6 protein-coding genes are annotated in these 12297 nt (G+C 57.7%); 2 read left to right on the top strand and 4 right to left on the bottom strand.

Going from position 1 to position 12297, the window contains the following annotated elements; all coding sequences use genetic code 11:
• Nucleotide 1 precedes the first annotated feature (1 nt).
• Nucleotides 2-4063 (top strand): HNH endonuclease, encoded by a 4062-nt coding sequence (locus tag YH64_RS05125; protein ID WP_006216136.1) that lies wholly within the window; start codon nucleotides 2-4, stop codon nucleotides 4061-4063.
• Nucleotides 4060-5985 (top strand): hypothetical protein, encoded by a 1926-nt coding sequence (locus YH64_RS05130; RefSeq protein WP_006216137.1) that lies wholly within the window; start codon nucleotides 4060-4062, stop codon nucleotides 5983-5985. Before YH64_RS05125 ends, YH64_RS05130 begins: the two co-directional genes overlap by 4 nt.
• Before the next feature lie 122 nt (nucleotides 5986-6107).
• Here the strand turns inward: YH64_RS05130 and YH64_RS05135 are convergent, their stop codons facing one another.
• From YH64_RS05135 to mobH, 4 genes are read right to left on the bottom strand one after another with little or no spacing between them, the layout of a single operon-like run.
• Nucleotides 6108-6662 (bottom strand): hypothetical protein, encoded by a 555-nt coding sequence (locus YH64_RS05135; RefSeq protein WP_006216138.1) that lies wholly within the window; start codon nucleotides 6660-6662, stop codon nucleotides 6108-6110.
• 35 nt (nucleotides 6663-6697) lie between these two features.
• Entirely contained in the window at nucleotides 6698-7396 is a 699-nt protein-coding gene (locus tag YH64_RS05140) for a DUF4400 domain-containing protein (protein ID WP_039882433.1), read from the bottom strand.
• Entirely contained in the window at nucleotides 7386-9503 is a 2118-nt protein-coding gene (gene traD / locus YH64_RS05145) for a type IV conjugative transfer system coupling protein TraD (RefSeq protein WP_006216140.1), read from the bottom strand. The genes YH64_RS05140 and traD overlap by 11 nt, the downstream gene beginning before the upstream one ends.
• 2 nt (nucleotides 9504-9505) lie before the next feature.
• Nucleotides 9506-11434: a MobH family relaxase gene (mobH, locus tag YH64_RS05150; RefSeq protein WP_232294640.1), complete on the bottom strand. Its 1929-nt coding sequence runs from the start codon at nucleotides 11432-11434 to the stop codon at nucleotides 9506-9508.
• Between the last annotated feature and the right edge of the window lie 863 nt (nucleotides 11435-12297).

The raw sequence follows: 12297 nt of genomic DNA on the forward strand, positions 1-12297 counted from the left end.
AATGGCAAACCGTTCATATACCCAAAAGACCCTCAAGGTTTTATTTGGCAGCAGTGGCAATCAGTGCGCTCATCCCGAGTGTACTAACCCCGTAATTGTTTCTGGCACGGAGCAATCCGACAACGCAGTCGCGGGGCAGATATGCCATATTTTCGCAGCGTCCGATAACGGGCCGCGAGGAAAGCCCGATCTCACTGATGAGGAGCGAAATAGCCCCGAGAATCTCATTCTCTTATGTGGCTTTCACCATCCGATGGTGGACACCCAATACCAAGAGTACCCTGCCGAGGTTTTGAAGCAGTGGAAACGAGATCACGAGGCAAAATTCCAGCCGGCAACCGCTGAGGCTATGCGTCGCCTCGAGCAGGTTCAACAATTAGCCTTCACGACGAAGCTGACGGATCAGCAGATCGCCGCGGAAGCGCGTCGTATCCGTCAGGCTCGGCATCTCACTGGATATGCGGGCGCCGAAAAGGCGCGCGCTTTAGCGGCCAGCATCGAGAACAACGAACTGGCGGGCGGCTCCAGCACTGTGAAGGCTCAAGCGCTAGCCTGGTGCGCGAGGATCCTATCTTGGAAGGAGAATCGAGATCGAGCAAAGGAACTATTAGCGAAATCGCGTGATCTAGGGGGAGGTCCAGAAGCAGACATTGCTAGCGCTTTCATCGTGGCTGCGGAAGCCGGGACAAGCGCGGCTGCTCTGTCACAGCTCGCGCCGATGGGTACGCCTGAATCCCGGTCCGCCATGCTGCGAATAGTCAGCAATGAGAAGGGCCCAGCAGGCGGCCTGGATTGGGCGCAAAAAGCCGGCTTGGATTTCAGTTCGTTCGATAGTGACGGCAAACTGAACTTCATCATGAACGAAGAGCTTGCCGGGCGCTGGAGCGAGGCCTACGCGCACGTCCAACTCCTCGGCCCTTCGGACTTCGATGAAACTCCAGTTCTAAACTATGTGGCGGCTCAGGCCTATTTTGCCCGCGTCATTCCCGAAGACCTCCGGAGGCAGACGCAGTTCCAAGTGCCATTTGACGCGGCGCGCTTCCCCATGGCGGACGATCAGCAGGCGTTGCAGGATAGAAGGCGTGCCATCGAGTTGTATGAAAAGCTGGCGACCATCGCCGAAGAATTCGGCGCCGTCGAGGCTAAACAGCTGAGCGTCGAAATGGCTCTTTGGCTTCGCCTTCGTGACTCCGAGTTTCATGATCGCGCTTTGGAAGTCCTGCGTGAGCAAATGAATGACGACACGATAATGCTCAGACGTTTACCGCTGGCCTTGCAGTTCGGTCTCAACGTCGACCTGGTTGCGGTCGAGCGGCGCATCAACCAACGTGTTGCTCTGAGCGGCAAAGGCACGCCTGACGAAGCCGTGGCTCGCCTCGCGATCGCGATGACTAAAAAGAATCCTGCCGCGATAGTCGAATACATCGCTGCGCATCGTGATCAGCTATTCGAGTTTTTGGACCGACCACGGCTCCTTTGTATGGAGATTGAACTTCTGTGCAAGTCGAGACAGATCGAAACTGCAAAGCAAACGCTAGCCCAAATGGAGCAAGTCGATATCGGCGAGCTCAATTACGAGCGCTTGCAACGCATGATCGCAGAAGCCGAAGGGGCCGATCCGGCCGCCGAGCGGCGGAGACTCTACGAAAAAACAGGTGAACTTCGCGACCTCGTAGACCTAGTGAACTTCCTTGAACAGGAAGAGGCTTGGCAGGATCTATTTCCATTGGCGGAACTGCTGTTCGACCAGACACGCTCGGTCGAAGATGCTGTTCGCGTGGCTCGCGCATTTAACTACGCCGGCGATTCAAAGCGTGTTCTGGAGTTTCTGAAACGAGTCCCCGATATCGTTGCTCAAGATGACGACCTGCAAGCGCTTCTTGCTTGGGCGCTTTATCAGGATGGTCAATTTAGTGAAGCATCGAAAGTTCTGGCACCTTTGCGGACGAAGCGAGATCACGTCCACGACCGCGCGCTGTTCGTCAACCTAGCTATCGCTTCTGGCCAATGGGACTTGTTGGTCGGGTACACGACTCGTGAGTGGGAGCAAAGAGGCCAGCGCACCGCGGAGGAATTGCTTCGCACGGTCCAACTGGCACAGGCCGTCAATGCGCCACACGCGAGGGACTTGATCCTCGCGGCAACTGAAGCAGCCCCCGATAATCCTCACATCTTGGCTTCGTCTTACTTTCATGCGTCGAGAGCCGGATGGGAGGACGATCCTACGGTGAGCGGTTGGCTGCTGCGTGCAGCAGAAACCTCGGGGGATCAGGGGCCTCTAAAATCGGTCACCATGAAAGAGCTGTTCGAGCTCAAGCCTGATTGGGATCGTCGCCAAGATCAAATCTACACCGCCTTGAATGCCGGCAAGATCACAGTGTCTGGTGCAGCTAATGTGCTGAACCAGTCGATGTTTCAGAATTGCTTGCTGCGCCCTGCGGCCAATCGGCTGGAGTCTGATGCGCGGAGGCGTAGCCTTGTTCATGCCTTCAGCGGAGCACGACCAGCAATTTTGCAACTGAGGCCGGATCGCATAGCGCTTGATCTCACGGCCATTTTCACCTTCGCGCAGCTCGGCCTACTGCCGAAGCTCATTGCTCACTTCGAACGCGTGCTGATTCCGGATCGGTTGCTGGTATGGCTGTTTCAAGAGCGTCAGCGTGTCGCCTTCCATCAACCAAGCAGGATTGCGAATGCTCGGTTTCTGAGACGCTTACTTGCAGACGGTTCTCTGAAAATCTTCTCTTCTCAAAGGCAAGCCAATGCCAACCTCGCTCGGGAGGTTGGGTTTGACCTCGCTTCCATGTTGGAAGCCGCGGCTCAGTCCACGACCGACGCTTACGTCGTTCGCTCTTCGCCAGTTCATCGCCTCGGCAACGTTATGGGAGAGGAGGCTGATCTCAAGTCTTATGAGGCATGCTTGTGCAGCTGTCAGGCGGTGATCGATGTCTTGCGCCTAAAGGGAATGATCACAGCCGCCGAGGAGCAGCGTGCCCTTTCTTATCTGAGTATTCATGAAAAGCGTTGGCCCGCCGAGCCGCGTATCCGAGACGGCGCGATCCTATATCTGGATGACCTTTCCACGACCTACCTACGTATGGCGGGCGTCCTTAATAAGTTGAAGGGTGCAGGCTTCAAGGCTCATGTCACAAAGTCGTTGGAGGATCAAGACAATCAACTGCTCACTTATGAGAGCTTCGCCGGCGAGCAGCTGGCCACGATCGAAAACATTCGCTCTGTGCTGACCTCCGCGCTTGCCACAGGAAGGGTCGAGACGATCGCGTCGCCTGATAACGATAACGAAGATGCCGAGCTACAAGCGCAATTGAATTTTCTGGCGACGGACAAGCCGATTGATGCATTCGTTGTAGATGATCGCTTCGTGAATCGCTATGTCCATATGGATCGCGGCGGCCAGCAGACACCGATATTGACTAGCCTTGATGTGGTCGAATATCTGGTAGCTTCCGGCAGCCTGCGAGTCGAAGAAGGTCGAGAGCACCGGACCACGTTGAGGCGATCCGGATATACGTTCGTGCCCGTACGGGAAGATGAGTTGACGCATCATCTGATGCAGGCTCCGGTCGACAACGGATCACTTATCGAAACCGCAGAGCTTCGAGCGATTCGAGAGTCCGCGCAGCTGCTCCAATTGGCGAAGGTCCTCCAAATTCCCCACGAACTCGCTTGGCTCAACCAGTACACGATCGCATTGATTCGCGCAGTCCGCACAGTCTGGGTCACTGAGAGTGATCCGGCGACCGCGGAAGCCCGCTGCGAATGGCTCCTTGCTCGACTTGACATTCGCGGATGGGCATCGATTTCCGAGAAGGGGGCTGCGAGGCGATTTTCGGTGATGAGCTATGCAGGAGTACTTCATTCGCTCAGCTGCGCTCCGGAGATTACCCTTAAGCAAAAGAGCCAGCCTTATCACAGATGGATCGATGAACGTCTTATCGGGGAGATGAAAGAAACGGAGCCCGAGATCTTCAATCAAGTCATCTCCTTAGCGACAGAGTTACTCAGTGAATCTGTGAAGGCCGACGCAAAGGAAGAGGCATGACCGACCAGGACGCGTACCTTAAGGCGGCTTATGCCATCGCACTCGCCAATGGCTATTCGCCACTGATCAGGGATGAGCTACTCTCAAACCCCGAAATCTTGCGCCAGGATGACATCGAAACCGACGCGGTAATCACTCTCGGTGCCGGGAATTTGTCGTTTCGACGCTCGCAACTGTTCCCTGCCATTGCGGGGGCCTATGCCGGAGTTTCAAGCGCAGCCATTGCGACCGTTTCTGGCGACGTATGGTTGGCGACCTTTGTTCCTGAAGCCAAGCCGCCCAATGTGGCGCTCATGCACGAGGGGCGACAACTGCTCGTGGCTCATTTCGCCCTACTGGCTCCGGGCGCTGAGGCACGACTCCAAGCTTTTCAATTGTTCGCCGACGAACACCAGCTCGCAGGGGATGTCGTAGAGCGCTGGCGCACCCTGCTTTCTGAAAGGATGCCGACAGACCACGAAATAATTGGGCTTCGCAGCGATCTTCGGAACACGCCCTTTGGTGCCGTCAACGCCGTTAGAGAGAGCCTAGAAAGCGGGAATCTATCACTCGAAACCCTGGTGCCCCGCAGCGAAGCTTACTATCGGCAATTAGTTGGCGGAGGCGGTACCATTAACACGCTCGAAGCCTACGTTGGCGAGGTGGCGGTGCCGTTCCTAGGCGATTTGCTCGCGGATGGTCGTCAAGAATCATTGGTCCTTGCTTGGCCTCTCTGTTCCCACCAATCGATCAGCCATGTGATTGAGCGGGAATGCAGGTTCAGCGATGATGTCTTGGCCGACAGTTTCGCGCGCCTCGCATATGACGGCGATCCTATTAGCCGCACAGGTGCGATCGAGGTGGGTCTAAGCCGGGTACACGAGAATTCGGCGTTGAAGCAGCCGTTGGCAGAATTGATTAACGCGTTTCTTGACGGCGTTCCCGATGAGAAGGCAGATGAGTACGAACTTCTTTCCGCCTTGTTCAGCTGCATCTATGGGCAAATGGCCAGATGTCGCATCCTCCCAATGTGGCCGCCCTTTGCTCGGCGTCTGGCTGCACTCACCCACGCGAGTCTGGTCGCTCATAACTGTTTATCGGACTTCGCAGACGGTACGGCGTTCGTCCAGTGGTTGCGCGGCGCTAACCAGGCCCATTTCGTCATGCAGACCATCGTCGACTTGCGAGTCGAGCCCCGTTGGTTTCCGGAGCTTAATTCGGCCGAGCACTGGAAGAATGAGCTGTTGGGCCGTGTCTGGGTTGCGGCGAATGCCGCGCCGGAGGCCGTCGAAGCGTTAGGCCTTGCGGAACGACTTATCGGTGAAACTCCTCAAGCTATTATCCGGCAGATCGATCGCTCGGCAGCCTTTTTTCCGGGCCCACTCGAGGGTGGTGTTCAGCCGCAGATCGAGCCCCCACGGGAGATCGCGGCGCAGATCGAGGAGCGTTTGAAAGGGGCTGTTGACACCTCGGCATTCACAGCTTTAATCAATGCATCTCTGCTCTGCCGTGTACCTGAACAACAGGCGAATCAGGCTGCTGAAGCTCTAGAGCGGTGTCACTTCAATATCCCAGTGAACGAGCAGATTGCAGTATCTCATTGCCTTCTCGGCTTGGCGAGGATTGCTGGTATCAATCGCAACTCGAAACTGTGCGAGGCCGTCCATAAGGCGCTGCGGGTTAGCTTGCGCGTCTGCCCCGGTCAGATCACCGCTGAAGAGAGCTTTCGCATTGGAATGTTTGCTTGCGCTGCGCATGTCGAGTTGGGCGACTGGGCGGCGTACGTTGGTCAGTTTATGACTGAACTTTCAATGCAAACTTGGGGTATGGAAGAAACGGCCATCCTGCGGTCCCATCTCGCGACCATGGCTCATCTCGTACCGGAACTTTGGGGAACATGCGGGCAAGCCGATGCCGCCTTCGGTCTGGCACTAGGAAAGTAGGCTCGCTAGGGAAATAGGCGTCGAGGGGCAAGCTGAAGGGCAAGTCCGGTCAGCCGCGGAAACGACGCATGCCTGTGGGTAATTTTCTTCAATATCGTTTTCACAACGGACCGTTCACATCGTCAATGCGTCACCCCGCTACGAAGCTCTTCCTGCTCTGACGTCGGCGCCAAGCCGACGTGGATCGAAAACGGCAACGGGCGCCCCGTTGCCGCGAGCGCTAGGAGCAGATCGATCTGTTGCGCGTCCTGGTCCCCCAACACTTCCATCAGTTGCACACACCGCTGAACGATGTGCATACGGCGCTGCAGCTTACGCTGCATCGCCTTTACGGCCTGGATGCTGCGTTGAGGCTCGCCAGCGTCAACCGAACGCATGCTATCCAAGAGCTGCCAATCCTGTTGGCGCAGGGGGATGCGGTGTGGCGTGTTCCGTGCGGTGCCAATTGTCTCGCTTTGATCGAACGCCTGCTCAGGCGGCAGTGAGCCACCGACGGCAAGAATTCCCATCGCAATTGCGAAGAGCCCCGAACGCCGCTCAACCCCCAGTCCAATAGTCCGACCTGGCCGGCCGTTGTCCTTCCTCTCGCGGATCCGAATTTCGACATGATGACTGCTCGGCCGGCCTTCAATACATAGGAAGACCTGGCCGACCGCAACGCGCATAATTTCTTTCATTCATTCGTCCTGACCGCCGTAGGCGCTTTTTTGACTTATAGATACTTCTTAAAGTATTTGGCCATGATCCAAACGAGAACTGCTCCACCCGCCGCGACGGGAAGGAAGAACATGGACAGCGACATCGGTGCCGGCACGATGAGCCAGACTACCGCCACCATTGGAACAATGCCCCGATTAAGCAGGCGCTTGGCGCGCGTGTGACGTGTTGCCGATTCATGGCCCCCGCATTCCCGTCGCACATAACGCGCCACCAGCCCGTCCGTCAGAGCGAGCGCGAGCAGCAGCGCCAGGGCGGGCAGCGCGCTAAACAGCAGCAGCAACCGCACACCAAGCAACTCGACGGCATGCATAGTCACGAGCACTAGCTCGCGCCCCTGTCCTCGGGTCGACCTTTGCAGCGCGCCTCCGAGAAGACTGGGCGGGGAAGCACTTGTCTCGCTCGATAGCGCCGCTGCCACCCCTGGCCAACCAAACACCAATGCCCGAGATATGCCAGCCACCTCATCAGCGGCATTTCGGTTGGGCGCTTGGTCGAGATAGTGCTCGACCAGGTCGCTCATGTACTTTGACGGCTCCTGTTCGGTCTGGAGGCCTACGGCAACCACAAGGGAGGCCACAACGGACAGGAACATCACCATGATGAGCCAAACGGAAAGATGAAGCGCGGCGTGTATCGGCCAAAAGAATGCTCGTACGCCATCCTCTCCCGACGCTTTGTCGTTAGAAGCCACTTCCAGTCCCCTCCACTGTCACACGGGACGATACAGCCTCAATTCGCTGCTCAGCGACTGAGTACGAACCCTCAAAGTCCTGCATGCCTATGATTCGTCCCGCGTCCGCCGCATCTGCGTATGCCTGGTAAGTCGATCGCATACTCTTGACAACGTCAGCCAACCCACTTGGCATCAGCGGATCTGCGTCTTTGCTGGCCAAGGGCAAACGCAGCTTTACGAGCTGTCCGCCCTCAATGAGGGCGAACGCTTGTCCTTTAGGCAATTGCACCAGATCCGATGGGTCGACCAAAGGCACCTCCCGCGGCGAGTACTTATCCTGAGTACGCGACGTGAAATCCGTTACTCCGTCGTCAGTTCCATCCCCGGTCGCGGAGTCCAATTGCCGCGTGTAAATCTGCACCTTCGGCAGTTGATCGGTGAGAATTTCCGCAGTTGGCAGGTTCTTGACCCGCATCATCACCAGGGTATTAAAGTTGCCGAAGATCTGATCCGCCTTGGCTTTCGAGCCAATCCGAGACTCAACGTCCGACCCCGTCTGCGTGTACGCCGTCACCTGATAGCCGGCACCGCCCGCCTTGTTCACCATGGGAATGAACTCGTCACCGACGAGCTCGTTGAACTCGTCGGCGTGGATGCACACGTTCCGCTTACGGCCTGGCGTCGTCTGTCCGTATCCCGACCCGAATTTGTACAGGCGCCCGGCCGTGGATGTCAGGTCAGCGAACATCGAATTGCCGACTGCACCAGCAACCTCAAAGTCGCTCAGCGCGTCCAGGCCGACGTACACGATACCGCCTGTGTCTATGACTTTTTGCCAGTCGAACACTGTGCGAGGATCCGTAGGATCTGAATAGTCGGGCGACAACAGCTTCGATACTGGCCCAGTTGTGAGTTTCTCCAGCAAGGGATAGAGGGAAGAAACCAGCTTCTCGAAGTACGACCGGTCATTCGTGAGAACGCTGGCGAGGCCGTCCGCAATCTGGTCGTGCCAGCCCTTGTCTCGAATTAGCTTGAGAATCTGCAATGGGTACATCGCGCGGCCTGTCTTTTGAGCCTGGGCTTGAAGCTGCTTGTCTGGCTCCGCCATCTCATCACGCCAGCCTGCATAGTCTCGGTCCAGCCAGTATTCGAAGTACTTCAGACAAAGATCATCAATGTTGACGGCGTTCTGGTAGATCACTTCATAGCTGGGCTTCATGCCAAGCGCTACCATCGCGCGCGCCATCACGTTGATGTAGCGCCACACGAACTCTCTGAAAGCCGCGGCCTGGCCCTCTGAAGGCAGTTGCCCCGCGAGTCGTGTTGCCACCTCGGTAATCCGGGAAAACGTCGCGATGGGTGAGTACCTCGAAGACGCATCCGGATAGCCAAGATGAAAAAAGCGGAAATCTTTCTCACGCCCCGCACGGCAAGCCTCTGCATACATCCTAAGCAGCAGCTCGACGTCCCCTTTTGGGTCGAAGACGACGACAACATCGCCCCGGCGGATATCCTGCGTGACTAACAGTTCACATAGCCGCGTCTTGCCCACTCGCGTTGTGCCGAGCACCAACGTATGCCCGACTCGCTCGCCAAGGTTGGACCACATATCCCGTTCGTCTGGCTCCACGCCGTGAATTGCGGGATCTCCACCGACGGGAGGCAACGGTTTGGCCGGGTTCCACCAAGCGTCCTTTCGGAGCTGATCCGCTAGCCATCCAGGATGTTGGCGTTCTACTCGACGGGCCCACTGATAAAGCTCGTTCCTCGCAGTCAGGTGCTTGTATTGGGGGAGGCGAGCAATGTGGAGCCGCTGCGTGTGCTCTTGGGTCCAGTAAAAACCCTTTCCTAAAAACAGTTCAGTCGACGAGCAAGGGATCTCATCGGCGGTGAGCGAGTACGTCGGCAACTGTCGCAGATTACGTTGAAAGCGAACAAGGCGCCGCGCTTGACGAGCTCTGATCGCCGCGAGCGAGAGCAGTCCTGCGCTCAGTATCCCGCCCGTGGCAGGAGTGACCAGGAACAGGCCTTGAAAAGTCCAAAGAGCGCCGACAGACGCAAGTGCGGCGACCGATGAGATTGCCTCATACGGTCGCCGGAAAAGATTCTCGTATGGATGTGCCATGATCAAGAGCTCGCGCCCGTGGAGGCCGGCTTCAACAGTTGGTTCGGCGTTGGGACAGGTTGAAAGAAGCGCTCGGGCCCTCTGACAAGAATGCCGGTTAGCTGCTTTCCGCCCGGCCCGCTCACGTTGTACCGATGCAGAAAGGAGCCGGACGAGCTCTTCTGCGGATACTCGGATTTCTGAAATTGCTGCTGCAGGATTCGCCACGGCTCTTTGGCCGCGGCGCCGTGCACCGGCGCTGGCACGTCAATTCTGGCCTCGAAATTCTCCGCGTAGTCCTTAAAGATCTTTGGAGAGACAAGCAGCATGCCCTCCTCGCAAAAATGCACTGCCGCGTTCGCCTCGTTGTAAGGTAGCGATCCTGTACTAACGCCCGTCTGAATCCACGCCATGAACCGCTCAACGTTCGCTTTTCGTGCGGGCATGGTGGGCAGCGCGCTGGGAGCTGGCGCAGCCCTGACGCGCGGCGCCACTGGCGCACTCATCAGTTGAGGTGCTTCAACTTCAATGGTTTGCACCAGCTCCGGAAGTGCGCAGTCGATGTCGTCAAGATATCCGTCGTCTGCCGCTGGAAGAGGGTCAGCCGCCAACCCCTGAACGTCCTGCACCAACCCCAAATCTTCGGGTTCATGAGCATCAAGCGCAGGGAGATCGTCTATGGACGGAACCGCATCGGGCTCGCATGAAACAGCGAGGGCCTGGTCGCTGGGGAGCACATCGTCCACTGCTTCCGGTGGGGGCACATCATCCTCGGGCCGCTGAGACAGCGGCTCGGGTGCTGGGAGTGGGTCGCTGCCCCGCTCCAATCCAGCCGCGCTAGCCCCGGACTTTCCATCGACTACGGAAATTGCACCAGGCGGTAACGCTGCTGGATACTGAGATTCGTCCAGGAACAACAAGGAAAGGGGAAATCGGAGCACGGTAAGACGTTGAGACCACGCACCGATATCAATCCTGACCGTCCAAATGGCTGCGCCAGCGTCATTCGACTTCGCTGCGCCATACTCCTGCCATGTATCGAACAGGCGTGAGTTGTCTTCCGGTATCCCCGCTGCGCCAGGCCGGCGCTGCTCGGTTTGCGCCAGATGATCCCTGACTAGCTTGGCAATTGACCCAGAGACGCACCAGAGCGATTCTCCGTCGCAAAAGCCAACCGCTCCAGCCCGATTCATGGACACGGACCCTTCGGCCAAGGCGCGACGGAGCCCCCCCATAAGCCGCTCAATCAGCGGGACCGCTCGAGCGGACGCAAAACGAGTTCTTGGACCAATCGCGAGGTTGCTCGCCACGGACTGTTTGTCCGCCCTGCCCACCAGTTCCGCGATCACACCCTTCCGTTGCTCTCCCCCAAGATAGTCGAAGAGTTCGTCCATGAGGGCAGGATGCTCGCCGATCCAGGCCAGAGCCTGGCCGGGAACGAGCGTGCGCAGCAACGGCAGGCTCAATCGCTCGTGCTGGCGATAGTTTTTCTGCTCAGGAAAATTGACGACGTACCACTCACCGCCCTGCTCCAGCATCGTGCCCCCAAGCGGCACCCAAGGCTTTGCAGCTCCCGTTGCGGTATGCACTTGGACCAACACGTCCGTAACCGGCTTTCCAATGTCGTGCAACAAGCTCGCAACTAGCACCGCATACGTGTACCTTGCAGCGAGCCGTGTTTGCTCTTCTGGCGCCACGCCCATAGGCAGCTTGTACGCATCACGAAAATGCAGGGCGTGCGCCGCAACCTCAAGTAGATGCACCAGAAGGCCGCCCGGCTGCGCATGATGATGTGATTCAGATGCAGGCAACAATTGGACAAACTCTGCGAAGGCATCCAGTAGCGGCTGAACATCCCGCGAAAAGTTTTCAGGCGTGAACCCCATGCGCTGGCGAATCTGCTCCAGTAATGGAGTCGCCCCTACAGCGTCGAACAGATGATGTGCGGGCATGACCTCCAGATGTCGAGAGCTCGGAGCCATGCGGCGAGCCGACTCGCCTTCGGGATGACCACCAGCCTCTACGCTTGAGCGTGGTGCCCTTCGCAGCCACCATAGCGCGCCGGCGGCAGCTCCAGCACACGCGAGAAGTACCAGGTCAGACTCCACCGTCAGCACCGTCTGTGCCCTCAAGCTGAATCAGTGCTGCAACCAGGTAGCCCCGAACGTAGCTGCGCCAGGTGTCTGCACCGACCTCAGACGCGTACACAACGACAAGCGTGCCGGAGGCAGCTTGAAAATCACTGAAGCGTTCAGCGAGAGGGTCCCACTGCCTCGTCGAGTCAATGGTGGCCGCCCGCCAGCGCGTACACGGAAGGTCCACCAGCCACTCGACAAAGCAGATCGGGCTGCTAAACGGGCCAGCTAGACGCTTCAGTTGCTGACACGCTACGTCGTAAAGCTCGTCACCGCCTTCCCCACCGGTGGCGGTCTGCCATCCGTCAAATCGGCCAAGCCAGATCAACGCTACAGCGAGCTGCGGTCCACTACACACACGACCAAGTTCCCGGTGCATCTCCGCTTTTGCCTTATCTGGCAACGGCATCGCGTGGGACGGCCAGGTCGGGCGAAACGTGGAATGCCTGAGGTAGTTCATTGGTGTCGGCAGCAGGGAAAATGCGACAAGCCTCGCCGCCAGTCGATACCTGGGTCAACGACCAAACTGGCGTGCCGGCATACGTAACGATCTACGACACGTTGACAAATGCTGCACGTCTTAAAGCGAGCGCGCACAGATCGAGAGCCCAGATCCTTTGCGCTTACTCCTTTCATGCATTTGCCTTCCCCTTCCCCCTTTGGTGTGGCCCTTCCCCCTT

This window comes from Achromobacter sp. LC458, assembly GCF_001005835.2.
In the GTDB taxonomy this organism is placed as follows: Bacteria; Pseudomonadota; Gammaproteobacteria; order Burkholderiales; family Burkholderiaceae_B; genus Achromobacter; species Achromobacter spanius_B.